Origin of the sequence: Rhodococcus sp. C1, from assembly GCF_020809065.1 — a bacterium.
Classification (GTDB): domain Bacteria; phylum Actinomycetota; class Actinomycetes; order Mycobacteriales; family Mycobacteriaceae; genus Rhodococcus_F; species Rhodococcus_F qingshengii.
Genome location: NZ_CP078080.1, coordinates 2,251,697 through 2,266,584 on the forward strand (window position 1 = coordinate 2,251,697; position 14,888 = coordinate 2,266,584).

The following is a 14,888-nucleotide window of genomic DNA, read 5'->3' on the forward strand; positions in this document are numbered from 1 at the left end:
TCCGGTTCCCGAGGAACTATTCTGATGGTCATGCAAACGCACGTAGTCGACCATCCGCTCGCGGCGGCCCTCTTGACGACAATGCGTGATGCACGCAGTGAGAACGCGACTTTTCGTTCCGCACTTCGCAGGCTCACGCACATGCTGGTCTACGAGGCCATGCGTGACGCGGAGGTCGAGGAATTTCCGGTCGACACCCCGGTAGCAGCGACGACGGGCATCCGGCTCGCGAAGCCGCCGTTGTTGGTACCGGTGCTGCGGGCCGGTCTGGGCATGGTCGAACAGGCGAGTGCGCTGATTCCGTCGGCCGGCGTCGGCTTTGTCGGAATGGCACGTGACGAAGAGACTCATCAGCCGGTTCCGTACCTCGAATCCCTGCCGGCGGATCTGTCCGGGATCCCGGTGTTCGTGCTCGATCCGATGCTCGCCACCGGTGGTTCGATGGTGCACACCATCGACTTGCTGGTTGCGCGTGGCGCGACGGATGTCACGGCAGTGTGCGTCGTGGCCGCTCCGGCCGGCGTCGACGCGCTGGCAGCGTCCGGCCACCCGGTTCGTCTGGTCATCGCGAGCATCGACGACGGACTCGACGAGAACGCTTTCATCGTCCCCGGTCTCGGTGACGCCGGCGATCGGCAGTTCGGACCCCGCTAGAGCGAAAGGGCGAAGGTTCGGAGTTCGGCCAGCCGGGCCTTCGCCTGCTCTACTGCGTTCGCGAGGTCGGCGCGGTTCGCCACCGGGACGACAACTTCGAGATAGCACTTGAGCTTGGGCTCGGTTCCGGACGGTCGAACAACCACGCGGATCGACGGCCCGTCGAATATCACTGCGTCGGTGCGCATACCACCGCGAACCAGGGACAAGTCCTCGGTCGTGACCGGCTCGCCCGCGAGTTGGCTTGGCGGATCGGCGCGTAGCCGTTTCATCATTTCCGCGATGTCACTCGAGTCCTCGACGCGGCGGGATACTTGGTCCCCGCAATGCAGTCCGAATTCGACGGCATAGTCGCCTAGAACGTCCAACAGGGTTCTGTTGCTGCCCGCGAGGGTGGCAGCCAAGTCAGCCACCAGAACGGCAGCTGAGATTCCGTCCTTGTCCCGCACCACATCCGGATCGACGCAGTGCCCGATCGCTTCCTCGTAGGCGTAGACGAGTCCGTCGCCGGCGCGCGTGAGCCACTTGAATCCGGTGAGTGTCTGCGCAAACCTGGCTCCGCGGGCTTTCGCCAACTTCGAGAGCAGGGTCGAGGAGACGATCGTCGTCGCCACCAACGAATCTTCGGGCGCCGTGCTCAGTACGTGGTCGGCCAGGAGCACCCCGGTTTCGTCGCCGCGCAACATGCGCCACTGATCACCGTCGCGAACTCCGACGGCGCAGCGGTCGGCATCCGGGTCGAGTGCGATCGCCAGATCCGCGTCGACACTTCGGGCAAGGGCGAGCAGGCGGTCTGCGGCGCCGGGCTCTTCGGGATTGGGGAACTCGACGGTCGGAAACGTGGGGTCGGGATCGAACTGCTCCGCCACGACGTGCAGGTCCTCGAATCCTGCTGCTCGCAGAGCCGCGGTCGCAGTCTCACCCCCGACGCCGTGCATTGCCGTGAGCGCAATCCGGATCGAGCGGGCGTCGCCGTGCGGGAGGGTCGCGATGCGGGCGATGTACTCCTCGACCAGAGAATCGTCGGCCGGAATCACCGATGCTCGCGCGACGTCGGCGGCACTACCGATGCGAGCGATCTCGCTCTCGATTTCACGATCGGCGGGGGAGACGAGTTGCGCTCCGCCCGAGAGATACACCTTGTAACCGTTGTCGGCGGCAGGATTGTGGGAGGCGGTGATCTGGATACCTGCCGCTGCCCCGAGCCTGCGCACCGCGAACGCCACCAGCGGTGTCGGCAGTGGGCGGGGGAGCAGGGTCACCTCGAACCCGGCCGCTGCCATGACCTCGGCGGCGGCCAGAGCAAATGCCTCTGAACCGAGCCGGGCGTCGCGGCCGACCACAACGCGGGACCCGCCCTGGCAGCGAGCTGTCAGCCAGGCCGCCAGACCGGCCGTGGTCCGGATGACGACCGCGAGGTTCATGCCGTTGGGTCCGCCGCGTACCGGCCCGCGAAGCCCAGCAGTGCCGAACGTCAGTGGTGCGGAAAAGCGTTCGGTCAGTTCATGTTCCGAAAGGGCTGCTAATTCTGCGCGGGTAACTGGGTCCGGATCGGCGTCGATCCACTCGGTGACGTTCAGTGGTGTCACAGCTGCTCGACCAGTTGACGCAGCAGCACTCCCATCCGGGCCGCCGAGGCTTTGCCTGCCGCCAGCACTTCCTGATGGTCGAGCGGGGCTCCCGTGATTCCGGCGGCCAGATTGGTGACCATGGAGATGCCGAGAACGCGAGCGCCGAGCGCGCGAGCCGCGATGGTCTCGTGAACCGTCGACATGCCGACCAGATCGGCGCCGAGTGTACGAAGCATTCGAATCTCGGCCGGAGTCTCGTAATGCGGACCGGGAAGCCCGGCGTAAACACCCTCGGCAAGGTCCGGGTCGATCGAGCGAGCCAGCGCACGCAGTTCCGGCGAGTAGGCGTCGACCAGGTCGACGAACTCTGCGCCGACGAGGGGAGAGCGGGCCGTCAGGTTCAGGTGGTCACTGATCAGCACCGGTTGACCGACTGTGTAGTTTTCAGCAATACCGCCGGCCGCATTGGTGAGGATGACCGTTTGGGCACCGGCAGCAATGGCTGTCCGGACCGGGTGGACGACGGTACCGAGATCGTGGCCCTCGTATGCGTGCGCGCGCCCGAGCAGCAGCAGGACTTCGGTGTTTCCGACGCGCACCGAACGAATGGTGCCCGCATGGCCGAGAGCGGACGGTGGGGCGAAGCCAGGAAGATCCGCCATCGAGACTTCGGCTGTCACGTCCGCACCGGCGTCGCCGAACACGTCTGCGGCATCGGTCCACCCCGACCCGAGCACGATGGCGACTGACGGTGACGAAGAGCCAGTCATGGCGGACAGAGCAGCGGCGGCGGCCTCGGCGATCGTTCCCATGTGAGCAACCCTACTGAGGAGTCGGGTCGGTTCGCCGGGTGAGTTGGCGGGCGTTACTCTCCCATCCATGCCTTATCTCGAACGCGACGGCGACGTATTCATCCTGTACCTCGGCAACGAGGGCGAAACGGACAACGAGAACCGCTTCGGCCCTGAGTGGATCGACGCTGTTCACAGCAAGTTGGACGAGGTCGAAGCGCACGAGGGGCCCGCAGCCCTGGTGACGACGGCGACGGGCAAGTTCTACACGAACGGCCTGGACACGACGTGGATCTTCGGCAATCTCGACGGTCTCCCCGGCTACCTGGACAAGGTCCACACCATCTACAGCCGTTTGCTGACCTTCCCGATGGCCACGGTCGCGGCCGTGCAGGGGCACGCGTTCGGCGCCGGCGCCATGCTCGCGTCCTCGCACGATTTCCAGATCATGCGCGCGGACCGCGGCTTCTACTGCCTGCCCGAGGTGGGACTGAACATGCCGTTCACTGTCGGGATGTCTGCACTGCTGAACAGTCGTCTGCCCAAGCAGACGGCAGTCGATGCCATGACGACGGGGCGTCGCTTCGGCGGCGCCGACGCACTCGCTGCGGGCATCGTGCAGGAAACGGTCGACGGCGACGGAGTGCTCGCCGCTGCTGTGGCCAAGGCGTCGGCACTGACGTCGACTCACGGCAAGAACTTGGCGGGAATCAAGGCAGGCATCCACCGCGATGCTCTTGCAGACCTCGCTCAGGTGACTGACAAGAGCAACTTCTCCTTCGGGTGAGACAATGATCGCGTGAACCAGAATGTCGACAGCGCAGTCAGGTCCGTAGAGGCCGATCTGATTGCGCTGTCGCATTCGATTCACAGCGACCCGGAACTCGCCTTCGAGGAGTTCCGCAGCGCTGCCAAAGTGTCGGACCTGCTGGCGCAGCACGGTTTCGCGGTCACTCACGGGATCGTCGATCTGCCGACGGCTTTCGATGCCACCTACGGCAGCGGAGAGTTGGTCATCGCGATCTGCGCCGAGTACGACGCGCTGCCCGAGATCGGCCATGCCTGTGGGCACAACATCATTGCCGCCGCCGCGGTCGGGGCCGGCATCGCGTTGGCTACCGTGGCCGACGAACTGGGGATCACAGTCCGAGTGATCGGTACTCCCGCGGAGGAAACCGGTGGCGGCAAAGTTCTGATGCTCGAGCGTGGTGCATTCGACGGCGTCGGCGCGGCCATGATGGTTCATCCAGGGCCGATCGACATCATCGGTGCGACCTCGCTGGCCTTGGCGGACATCGCCGTGAGTTATCACGGTCGCGAGGCGCATGCGTCTGCTGCGCCGGAGTTCGGTCGTAACGCCGCCGACGCAGCGACTCTCGCTCAGGTGGCGGTCGGACTGTTGCGTCAGCACCTGCAGCCAGGTCAGCAGATTCACGGAATCGTCAGTGACGGCGGCACGGCTCCCAACATCGTTCCGGCTCGGTCCGAATTGCTCTACTACCTGCGTGCCGAAACGGCCGCGTCGTTGGCCAATCTGTCCGAGCGTGCCGACGCGTGCTTCGCCTCGGGTGCACTCGGCACCGGGTGCACCCACGAAATCCGCACGGTATCGCCTACTTACACCGAGTTGACCCCCGATCCGTGGCTGGCGGCGGCGTACCGTGAACAGATCGTCGATCTCGGGCGGGTGCCACTGGCAGCGGAATGGGAGCGCTCCCGTCCACTGGGTAGTACGGATATGGGTAATGTGACCAATGTGATTCCGGGAATTCACCCGGTCATAGGCTTGGATTCATCGGGGGCAGTGACACATCAGCCGGAGTTCGCGGCTGCGTGTATCACCACCTCCGCAGATCGAGCGGTAGTCGACGGTGCAATTGCGTTGGCCCGCACTGCTGTCCGGGTAGCGTCCGATCCAGAACAACGCGCCCGTCTGTTGGAAGGGGTAGATCGCCGGTGAACGCGGCAATCGACACGTGGATTCACGCGCACACCGACGACCTCGTCGCGTGGCGTCGACACATCCATGCCAACCCGGAGTTGGCTCGCCGCGAATACGCGACCACCGAATTCGTCGCCACCCGCCTCACTGCCGCTGGATTGTCGCCGAAGATCCTTCCCGGTGGCACCGGTCTCACGTGCGATATCGGACCGGAGGGTCCACGAATCGCACTGCGCGCCGACATGGACGCTTTGCCGATGCAGGAAGCGACCGGGGCGACGTACTCGTCCACGGTCCCCGGTGTGTCCCATGCATGCGGGCACGACGCCCACACCACCATCTTGCTCGGCGCCGGACTGGCTCTGGCCACGCTGCCCGAACTTCCCGTCGGGGTTCGGCTGATATTCCAGCCCGCCGAGGAAGTCATGCCTGGCGGAGCACTCGACGTCATCGCCGCGGGCGCGCTCGACGGTGTGTCCAGAATCTTTGCTCTGCACTGCGATCCGCGACTCGAGGCAGGCCAGGTGGGAATGCGCCTGGGTGCGATCACCTCTGCTGCCGACACGATCGAGGTCGTCCTCGACTCTCCGGGTGGGCACACGTCGCGGCCGCATTTGACCACGGATCTGATCTACGCGCTCGGCACCGTCGTGACCGGGCTGCCGGGAATGCTCAGCCGTCGTATCGATCCGCGTACCGGAACCGTCATGGTGTGGGGCGCGGTCAGCGCAGGTCAGGCGCCCAACGCGATTCCGCAGACCGGCATGATGACGGGCACGGTACGTACCGGCGATCACGACACCTGGGAGTTGCTCGAACCGCTCGTGGAAGAAATCGTCCACGGACTGCTCGCACCCACCGGAGTTCGCTACCAACTCAACTATCGTCGCGGAGTGCCTCCGGTCGTCAACGACGAGGTGTCCACTCGGATGTTCGAGGACGCCATCGCGACCGTCGGACAAGATGCTTTGGCGGACACCCCGCAATCCGGTGGTGGCGAAGACTTTTCGTGGTACCTCGAAACCGTGCCGGGTGCCATGGCGCGGCTCGGCGTGTGGTCGGGTGAGGGCGATCAGCTCGACATCCACCAACCCACTTTCGATCTCGACGAGCGAGCACTCGGCGTCGGTGTGAAGGTTCTGACGAGCCTGGTTCTGGGATAGTTCCGGTTCCCGTCGGGGGTACCGTTTTTCGTGTCGTTCGAGTGAAGGTACGGGCATGTCCATAGGTGTGGGAGTGCGAATCGGCACATTGGTGTCGACGGCTGTCGTTGCGTCGAACGATCCGGGTTCGGCCGATCCGGTGGTATTGGTTCGGGACACGATCCTCAATCAACGCAAGGACGGAACGACGGTGCTCGGTGGCACCGAGCAACTGGGTGCCGGCCGTGAGTTCGCCGAGAGCTGGTCGGGCTTTGTCGGTCGCGTCGGGGACCCGAGTGGCGTCGCGGGAACTGCCGATACTCGTTACCGCGCCGAGGATTTGGTGGCGACCTCGATTCGCTGTCTGTTGCAGGAATGCGAGCCGCTGCCCGATCGTGGTGGTCGAAGCGGGGGAGCGCCCGACATCGTCGCGACCTACCCGTCACGCTGGGACTCGTCGACAGCGGCCCTCATGCAGGATTCGCTGGTCTACGCGGGCCTCGAACGGGTCACACTCGTCTCGGATGCCGAGGCCGTGTCGGCGTGGTTCGAGTCGGAAATCGCGGCACTCGCCGGCACGCTCATCGGCATCTATCACGTGGACGACACCGGGGCAGCGGTCACCCTCGTGCGTTCTGGTGTCGCGGCCGGCCGTGCATTCGGCTTTGCCGGCGACGGGAGTTCGCCGAGTTCACGCCTCGCGACGGCTCTGGGTGCGTTCGGTTGGATGCCGGAGAACCTGGACGCCGTAGTCGTCACCGGTGACGGCGAACCGGCGACAGACAAAGCGGCCATGATGTCCATAGCGGCCGGGATTGCCGAAAAGCTCGGTGTCAGATGTGAACTCGGTCCCGGACCTGAGCAGTCGGCTGCGCTGGGAGCCGCAATTCTGGCTGCCGGATTCACCTCGACGTCGCACACTATCGTGCCGATCGGATTGCCGCCTTCACACGACGTGACCGAGGTATTCGACACCCTGGGACGCGAGAAGGTGGCGGCAGAAACCGCTGCCGGGGTGGCGACCGCCGAGCCGGAAACTGCAGTTGTCGCAGGCGAATCGGAGTCGCGCGGTTCCAAGCGTGTGCTCATCGGCGTGACGGTTGTGGTGGTGCTCGCAGCACTGGCAGTGCTCGCGTATTTCCTGCTGCTTTGAGCAGGACAGCTATCTAATCGGTAACACCGTTACCCGGACCGACATTGCGGCTGTTTCTCGTCCGCAACTCTCGTACGTACTCGGCCGGCGCTCCGGCAATCTCGGCAGCGTCGGCCATCACACCGATGTAGCGGGCCGACGGCAGCCCGCCTTCGTACGCATCCATGACGTAGAGCCACGCAAGTACCGCGTCGCCGGCGGTGTCGACCCGCACGCGGATCTTGCGGTGCAGACCCAGTTCGGCACCTTCCCAGCGGTCCAGACTCACTTCGTCCTCTTCCGGGACGTCGTAGAGCACCACGAAAACACTGGAATCGGGATCTTCGACCACGGTGGCGAGAGCACCCTCCCAGCCGAGGTCCTCGCCGCTGAAGGTCAGGCGCCAGCCTCGCAGCCACCCTGTCCCGGACATGGGGGAGTGTGGGCAGCGCAACAACATCTGCTCGGGATGCATGTTGGAACCGTAGGCGGCATAAATCGACACGGGCGCAAGCCTAAACCGTGGTCCGAGGGTGTGGCGAAGCGGACCACCGGACGCAAGTAATCTGGTACAAGCACTGCGCGACACGTGGTGCTCGAATAGCGTGACACTGGTCGACGGGAGACCCCTGCCGGCCACGCGAGGACTTGGAGGACACATGACCCGGATCGTGATCATCGGTGGCGGACCCGCCGGCTACGAGGCGGCACTGGTAGCCGCGCAGCACGGGGCCACGGTCACCCTGGTCGATTCGGACGGCGTCGGCGGTGCGTGTGTGCTGTTCGACTGTGTCCCGTCGAAGACGTTCATCGCGTCCACCGGAATCCGCACCGACATGCGTCGTGCATCCGACCTCGGCATCACTCTGGATCCGGAGCAGGCTTCGGTGTCACTGCCGAAGATCCACTCCCGAGTCAAGAGTCTCGCGTTGTCCCAGTCCTCGGACATTCGCGCACGGTTGCAGACGGTAGGCGTCGAGGTTCTCTCCGGCACCGCCGAACTGACCGATCCACTCCTCGGCATGGCAGCACACCAGGTTCGCGCGACGCTCGGAAGCGGCGAGCAGAAGACCATCGACGCAGACGTCGTGTTGATCGCCACCGGCGCCAGCCCCCGCATCATCCCGGGAGCCGAGCCCGACGGTGAGCGAATCATGACGTGGCGCCAGCTCTACGACTTGGACGAGCTTCCCGAGCACCTGGTCGTGGTCGGTTCCGGTGTCACCGGTGCCGAGTTCGTCTCCGCGTACACCGAGATGGGCGTCAAGGTCACGCTCGTGTCCAGTCGCGACCGTGTTCTGCCCGGCGAGGATGCCGATGCGGCGCTCGTGCTCGAGGACGCCCTCGCCGAGCGCGGTGTCACCCTCGTCAAGCATGCCCGCGCGGACGCCGTCGAGCGCACCGAGAAGGGCATCGTCGTCAAGCTCTCCGACGGCCGCACGGTCGAAGGAAGCCACGCTCTGATGACCGTCGGTTCCGTCCCCAACACCAACGGTCTCGGCCTGGAGCGGGTCGGCATCGAGTTGGACAAGGGTGGATACCTGCGTGTCGACCGGGTCTCGCGCACCACGGTTTCCGGTATCTACGCTGCCGGTGACTGCACCGGACTGCTCCCGCTCGCGTCGGTGGCTGCGATGCAGGGACGTATCGCGATGTACCACGCACTGGGTGAAGGCGTCAGCCCGATCAAGTTGAAGACCGTCGCGTCGGCCGTCTTCACACGCCCCGAAATTGCAACGGTGGGTGTTTCGCAGGCAGCGATCGACAACGGAGAGGTGCCTGCGCGCACCGTCATGTTGCCGCTCAACACCAACCCGCGCGCCAAGATGTCCGGTTTGCGTCGCGGATTCGTGAAGATTTTCTGCCGCCCGGCTACCGGCGTGGTCATCGGCGGTGTTGTGGTCGCACCCACTGCTTCGGAATTGATCCTGCCGATCGCGATCGCCGTACAGAACAACCTGACGGTCAACGACCTGGCGCAGACGTTCTCGGTGTACCCGTCGCTGACCGGATCGATCACCGAGGCTGCTCGTCAGCTCATGCGTCACGACGACCTGGACTGACAACCGACCAGAGTCTTCTTACAATGTGGGAACTCTGTTTCACATACTGAAGTATTGGTGGGATAGTCGAGATACCGACCGAATCAAGGGTCGGTATCTCGGCGCTCTCCCGCCCCGTTGACCCAGGACGGCTCAGGGTGTTTTTCCTCTGACCTTCATTCTGCGTGCCTGGGAGCTTCATATGACACACGCCGCGCTGTCCGCTCGCATGGACGGACTCCGTAGTTCTGCAATTCGCGATCTGCTCACCCTGACTGCCCGGCCCGACGTCATCAGCTTGGCCGGCGGACTGCCCGATCCCGATTTCATTCCGCGGGAGCGAATCTCGAAGGCAGCCCACGACGCACTCGGTGACCCATCGTGCGTTCAGTACGGCGAGACCTCCGGCCTGCTGCGCCTCCGTGAGGTGATCGCCGAGCGCGAATCATCCAAGATCGGGCGGACGCTCGACGTGTCCGAAGTCGTGATCACCCACGGTTCTCAGCAAGGTTTGAGCTTGCTCGCGCAGGTCCTCCTCGACGCCGGTGACGTCGTGGTCGTGGAGGAACCGGCATATACCGGTGCGCTGCAGGTCTTTCGAACGGCGCAGGCCCGTCTCGTTCCCGTCCAGCTCGACGAGGACGGAATGGACACCGACGCGCTCGAAGCGAAACTCGACGCCGGTCTTCGGCCCAAAGTTGTTCACACCGTGAGCAATTTCCACAACCCGCGCGGCGCGGTGCTTTCGGCGCAGCGGCGAGCGCACATGGCGGCACTGGCGGACCGATACGGGTTCTGGGTTCTCGAGGACGACCCGTACGGCGAACTGTACTTCGGCGAGAAACCGCCCGCACCGCTGGCGGCGTTGTCGGACAGGGTGATTCGGCTGTCCAGTGCGTCCAAGGTGCTGGCACCGGCGCTGCGCGTCGGCTGGCTGCACGGCGACCGAAAGGTCTGCGAGGCGGTCGAACTGATCAAGCAAGGCGCTGACCTGTGCGGGTCTTCGCTCACCCAGCAGATCGCCGCAGACCTCTTCTCCGACGTCGAATGGTTCGACGCGCATCTCGACGTGCTTCGAGCGGGGTACGGCGCGAGGGCGAAGGCGTTGGTCACGGCCGCCGAGACGGAATTGAGTGGGCGTGCACGCTTTTCCGAGGTCCGCGGCGGGATGTTCTGTTGGATGGATTTCCTCGACGACGTCGACACCACCGAACTCCTGGGTGCCGCGCTCGCGCATGGCGTGGCATTTGTCCCAGGTTCGGCCTTCGCGGTCGAAGCGGACCTTGGTCGAAGCGCTCGACTGTGTTTCGCGACGTATCCCGAAGCCGTGCTGGTCGACGCCGTCGGCAGGCTCCAGGACAGTGTCACCGCAGGTACAGCCTGACTTTGTCGATAGTGTTGCGGAGCAGATCGATCTCCGTACCGGACGGCGGGGTGGTGACGGTGACGTGGTCGGCGACGGCCAGATCCCATCCCGTCGCCTCTCGCACCTGATCGACCGAGATGCCTTCGTGGACACTGGTCAGCTCCAACTCGCCGCCGGGGCCCTGGTGTGTCAGGACACCGAGGTTGGTGAACACCTTTGTCACCCCTGCACCTGCCGGCATGATGCCCTTTCCGCTGGCGTGGGCGCGGGCGGGGCTGGGTGAGGTGCAGAAGTCGAGCTCGGCCGGAAAGGAACTGAGGTCGTGGCGACGCATCACGACGAAGATCTCGGCGGCGTTCGCGATGATCTCGACGGCCCCGCCTGCGCCGGGCAGTCTGACCGTCGGGTTCTTCCAGTCACCGATGAAACTTGTGTTCAGGCTTCCCGTTCGATCGATTTGAGCGGCCCCGAGAAATCCGACGTCGACGTTGCCACCTTGCAGGACATAACCGAAGAGCGCGGCCATACTGAGCACGGATTCGGCCCCGGAGACCACGACGGAGTCGGCGATACCTTCGGCCATCGCCGCCGGATGCGCGCCGCACACTCCGGATTCGTAGATCAGTTCTGCGTCCGGATTCGACGTGTGGCGCGCGAGATCGACTGCGAGCGTGGGGAGCCCGACTCCGGCGAAAACCCGGCGCTTACCCGCCAACTCGCGTGCCGCGACGGCGACGATCGTTTCGGTGGAGGTGGTGTTACCGCTGACAATCGTGGTGGTCACAGTCTGCTCCCGTAGTCGACAGGTGTGGAGAGTTTTGATCCGACCTCGAGATCCGACCAGTAGTCAGCTCCGAGCTTGGCGAGATACTCGCCGTGACTGTCGAGTGCGTACACCCATTCGTCGAGCCAATTTCTCAGCAACGAAGGGTCTTTGGAAATCTCGGTCCAGCGTCGGTAGAAGCCGCAATCGCGGTCGTAGTATCCCTGCGCGTACGACGGGTGCGCGCCGCGCGGGCAGACGACAACCGCGTCGACGGCGTGCGAGGGAATCAGAGTTCGGCTCGGATCTGACCTGATGACCTCGTCGTCGACAAGCTCTTCCACAACGACGATCGCCTTCTTCGCGGCGTACACGGCCTCTTGCTGCACCCCGGCGATGCCCCAGATCTGCGCGTTCCCGGACGTGTCCGCTCGCTGTGCGCCGATGATCGTCACATCCGGATTCAACGGCGGCACAACGTAGACGCTCCCGCCTCCGTACGGATCCTCGACGAGTCTCAGTTGTGGGTTGAGTGCGGGTAGATCACTACCGGCGTACGACCGCAGCGGGAAGAAGGGAAGCCTGGCCGCTCCCGCCTGATACCGGCACACCATGCCGTAATGACTGTATTCCTCGACTTCGAGGGGGAGCGGGTCCTGGTTCTCGATGCGTCTGCGTAACTCGTACAGAGAACCTGCGGAGCCGCTGGCGAAGAACGAGGCAACCAGCTTTCGGACGCAGCCGGCGGCGACGAGTTGATCGGAAACGATGTCCGGCGTCATCCGGCAGAGCGTGAGGTCCTTTCTGCCCTGCCGGATGATCTCGTGTGCCGCGGCAAAAGGAATGAGATGTGAAAATCCCTCCAGCGCAACGGTCATCCCGTCTTCGACGTATCGGCCGACGGCCTCTTTCATCGAGAGGGTCTTGTCCACGTGTGTACCTCTTCTTGTTCTTTCGCGCACTCGGTCGGTTTCGGAACTTGACATGTTCGGCCGGTGTGGCGCAACAATGTCGGGTGGAAATTCATCAGATCAACGCATTTCTCGCGGTGGCTGAGGAGCTACATTTCGGCCGTGCGGCGCAGCGGCTTCGGATTGCGCAACCGCCGCTGAGTCGAACGATCAGGCAATTCGAGAAACAGCTCGGTTCGCCGTTGTTCGATCGGAGCACTCGAACTGTGCGGCTCACTGCTGCCGGTGAAGCGCTGCTGCTTCCGGCGCGCGAGATTCTGGACGCGTGCCGGATGGCCGAGATCGCGGTGTCTGCGGCAGGCAAGGGAACGACAGGTCGCGTTCGCCTGGGTTTCGCGGGGACTTCTTCGCATCTGCTCGTCGGGCGGTGGGCGAAATTGGTGAGAAAGACCAATCCCGGTATCGAATTCGTGCTCGACAGTTCTGCTTTCGCGAACGAGGCGTTGTTGATGCTGCTCGATCGACGACTCGACATCGGGATGGTGCGGTGGACCGTACCGCCGCTCGGGATCACGTCGAGATTGATCGCCGAGGAGAACTTTCTGGTGGCCATGTCCAAAGACCACCCGTTGGCGTCGAGGGACTCGGTTCGGTTGATCGAATTGGAGTCCGAGAATTGGGTGACGCTTCCGGCGGAGCCAGGTTCGATTCTGCGGGAGTCTCTGCTCACTGCCTCGAAGACCGCAGGGTTCCTGGCTCGCATCGTGCAGACGGCACCGGATTCGATGTCGTTGATCGCGCTGGTGTCCGCGGAAATCGGATGCTCGTTGACCATTTCCTCGGTGGCCCAGAGCATCGTGAATCCTGATGTTGTCTTTGTTCCGGTCATGGACCCACCTCCTCCTCTTCAACTGCGTATCGCCTGGCGAGAGGGAGACGACAGACCTGCACTTCTCGAAGTGTTGAAATTGTCCGAGCAGGCGCTGCCGTCCCTGGCCTAGACGGTTGCCCGACCGGTAGGAATCTCACCCGCTTCGGACTTCGGCGAGTTCGCAATATCGACAAGAGTGTTTTCGAGTTCGAGTTCGTCGTAGTCCGCTTGTTCGGCCGTCGAGAGTTCGCCCGCGTTGTAGCCGGTACGTCGGAGCAGGAGCAGGGTGCAGATCAGCGAGACAAGGGCGTACAGCCCGGATACGATCGCGACCCCGACGATATTGCCTGACGTGTTGAGCATCCACTGCGCCAGTACGGGAGTTCCGCCGCCGACGACAAGGGAACACAATTGGTACGCCGTCGACAGACCGGTATAACGGATGTTGGCGGGGAAGGCCCGAGCGAGAACGCCGGCGATGGCGCCGTAGAACATCGAGTGCGGGATCGTGGCCAGACACATCGCGACGACTGCGATGGTGAAGTTCCCGGTTCGGATCGCGAAGAACATGGCGGGCATGAGGACGAACTCCGGTATCACCATCAGGCACATGGCTTTTCGCATGTCGATCTTGGAGACCAGGACGGCACCGAAAGGTTGGACGATGAACTGCACGACGAGCGCGATCGCGATGGCGGCCAGGAAGGTTCCTCGATCGTATCCGAGTTCTTTTGTAGCCCAGGACAATGCGAAGGTGTTCTTGAAATAGGTGACCTGGGCGAGGGGAAGTGCGCCGGCGCCGAGGAGAACCAGTACCCAATGCTTGCGCAAGACTTCGGCGAGCGGAAGCTTGACGACCTTCTTGCGTGCGAGAACGGCCTTCATCTCGTCCGACTCTTCGAGTTTGAGGCGAATGATCATCCCGAGAATGACCAGCACCGCCGAGATGATGAACGGGATGCGCCATCCGTACAGGAGGAACGACGGCGTCGGCATCGAGGACAGAAGGAAGAACGCGATGGTGGCCAACAGATTTCCGGCGGGTGAGCCCTGTTGGGCGAACGCGGAGTAGAGGATGCTCTTGCCCTTCGGTGCATTCTCGCTGGCAATGAGCACTGCGCCGCCCCACTCGCCACCGACCGCGACTCCTTGGATGACGCGAAGGGTGACCAGACCGATCGGCGCCCAGATCCCGACCTGTGCGTAGGTGGGGAGGAGTCCGATGCCGACCGTGGCGACACCCATCATCATCAAGGTGATGACGAGAGTGTTCTTGCGTCCGATCCGGTCGCCGAGGTGTCCGAAGATGATCCCGCCGATCGGCCTGGCGAGGAAGCCTGCCCAGAGCGTGATGAAGGCGAGGAGAGTTCCGACTCCGTTCGGGAGAGTGTCGGAGAAGAAGATGTCGCCGAATACCAGGGCAGCGGCAGTGCCGTAGATGTAGAAGTCGTACCACTCGATAGTGGTTCCGATGAACGAAGCGATACCGGCTCTTCGCGCCTTGGCGTTGATCTCCTCGGAACTGCGAGTGGGTGAACTCATGCGTGGCGACCTTTCTCTGCAACATTCGCGGCGCCGAAACGTGGCGTGCCTGAATGAGATTCGCAGAGTGGTGTAGGTCACGTCCAATACCAACTTGGTCGCCTATTGATACCTCAGGAGTATCAATAGGCGACCATGATCAGCTCTTCCGGTATGGAAGG

General features: G+C 63.7%; 14 protein-coding genes. 8 read left to right on the forward strand and 6 right to left on the reverse strand.

Translation table 11 applies throughout. The features are described from left to right. The first annotated feature begins 30 nt into the window (after positions 1-30). Positions 31-654 carry a uracil phosphoribosyltransferase gene (upp, locus tag KTR60_RS10360; protein WP_007727319.1) on the forward strand — a complete coding sequence of 208 codons (624 nt, stop codon included), beginning with the start codon at positions 31-33 and terminating at the stop codon, positions 652-654. Here upp and KTR60_RS10365 read toward each other — a convergent pair. Together KTR60_RS10365 and KTR60_RS10370 are read right to left on the reverse strand one after the other, a co-directional pair. Further along, entirely contained in the window at positions 651-2,243 is a 1,593-nt protein-coding gene (locus KTR60_RS10365) for a phospho-sugar mutase (RefSeq protein ID WP_228402123.1), read from the reverse strand. The genes upp and KTR60_RS10365 overlap by 4 nt on opposite strands. Next, on the reverse strand, positions 2,240-3,037 hold the full coding sequence (locus tag KTR60_RS10370) for a purine-nucleoside phosphorylase (protein WP_030535061.1): 798 nt from the start codon (positions 3,035-3,037) through the stop codon (positions 2,240-2,242). The genes KTR60_RS10365 and KTR60_RS10370 overlap by 4 nt, the downstream gene beginning before the upstream one ends. 67 nt (positions 3,038-3,104) lie before the next feature. On the opposite strand from KTR60_RS10370, the gene KTR60_RS10375 reads away from it, so the two are divergent. The 4 genes from KTR60_RS10375 to KTR60_RS10390 are packed head-to-tail and all read left to right on the forward strand — an operon-like array spanning position 3,105 to position 7,253. Next, positions 3,105-3,803, forward strand: a complete 699-nt coding sequence (locus KTR60_RS10375) for an enoyl-CoA hydratase-related protein (RefSeq protein ID WP_003940710.1) — start codon at positions 3,105-3,107, stop codon at positions 3,801-3,803. 12 nt (positions 3,804-3,815) lie between these two features. Then, positions 3,816-4,976 (forward strand): M20 family metallopeptidase, encoded by a 1,161-nt coding sequence (locus KTR60_RS10380; RefSeq protein WP_003940688.1) that lies wholly within the window; start codon positions 3,816-3,818, stop codon positions 4,974-4,976. After that, positions 4,973-6,121 carry a M20 family metallopeptidase gene (locus KTR60_RS10385; RefSeq protein ID WP_003940741.1) on the forward strand — a complete coding sequence of 383 codons (1,149 nt, stop codon included), beginning with the start codon at positions 4,973-4,975 and terminating at the stop codon, positions 6,119-6,121. Before KTR60_RS10380 ends, KTR60_RS10385 begins: the two co-directional genes overlap by 4 nt. Before the next feature lie 55 nt (positions 6,122-6,176). Beyond that, positions 6,177-7,253, forward strand: coding sequence for a hypothetical protein (locus KTR60_RS10390; protein ID WP_030535059.1), 1,077 nt, complete (start codon positions 6,177-6,179; stop codon positions 7,251-7,253). Positions 7,254-7,266: 13 nt separating this feature from the next. On the opposite strand, the gene KTR60_RS10395 is transcribed toward KTR60_RS10390, so the two are convergent. Next, positions 7,267-7,737 carry a gamma-glutamylcyclotransferase gene (locus KTR60_RS10395; protein ID WP_003940753.1) on the reverse strand — a complete coding sequence of 157 codons (471 nt, stop codon included), beginning with the start codon at positions 7,735-7,737 and terminating at the stop codon, positions 7,267-7,269. 154 nt (positions 7,738-7,891) lie between these two features. Here KTR60_RS10395 and KTR60_RS10400 point away from each other — a divergent pair, with 154 nt between their 5' ends. Together KTR60_RS10400 and KTR60_RS10405 are read left to right on the forward strand one after the other, a co-directional pair. Next, on the forward strand, positions 7,892-9,295 hold the full coding sequence (locus KTR60_RS10400) for an NAD(P)H-quinone dehydrogenase (RefSeq protein ID WP_003940987.1): 1,404 nt from the start codon (positions 7,892-7,894) through the stop codon (positions 9,293-9,295). 181 nt (positions 9,296-9,476) lie between these two features. Continuing rightward, positions 9,477-10,658, forward strand: a complete 1,182-nt coding sequence (locus tag KTR60_RS10405; RefSeq protein ID WP_228402124.1) for a PLP-dependent aminotransferase family protein — start codon at positions 9,477-9,479, stop codon at positions 10,656-10,658. Here KTR60_RS10405 and KTR60_RS10410 read toward each other — a convergent pair. Both KTR60_RS10410 and KTR60_RS10415 read right to left on the reverse strand, forming a co-directional pair. Then, positions 10,639-11,424: a CoA-transferase subunit beta gene (locus KTR60_RS10410; protein ID WP_228402125.1), complete on the reverse strand. Its 786-nt coding sequence runs from the start codon at positions 11,422-11,424 to the stop codon at positions 10,639-10,641. The two genes, KTR60_RS10405 and KTR60_RS10410, sit on opposite strands and share 20 nt — an antisense overlap. Continuing rightward, entirely contained in the window at positions 11,421-12,335 is a 915-nt protein-coding gene (locus KTR60_RS10415) for a CoA transferase subunit A (RefSeq protein WP_228402126.1), read from the reverse strand. Before KTR60_RS10415 ends, KTR60_RS10410 begins: the two co-directional genes overlap by 4 nt. An 83-nt stretch (positions 12,336-12,418) precedes the next feature. Here KTR60_RS10415 and KTR60_RS10420 point away from each other — a divergent pair, with 83 nt between their 5' ends. Then, positions 12,419-13,315: a LysR substrate-binding domain-containing protein gene (locus KTR60_RS10420; protein WP_228402127.1), complete on the forward strand. Its 897-nt coding sequence runs from the start codon at positions 12,419-12,421 to the stop codon at positions 13,313-13,315. On the opposite strand, the gene KTR60_RS10425 is transcribed toward KTR60_RS10420, so the two are convergent. Continuing rightward, positions 13,312-14,727: an MFS transporter gene (locus tag KTR60_RS10425; protein ID WP_042449618.1), complete on the reverse strand. Its 1,416-nt coding sequence runs from the start codon at positions 14,725-14,727 to the stop codon at positions 13,312-13,314. The two genes, KTR60_RS10420 and KTR60_RS10425, sit on opposite strands and share 4 nt — an antisense overlap. Positions 14,728-14,888 lie beyond the last annotated feature (161 nt).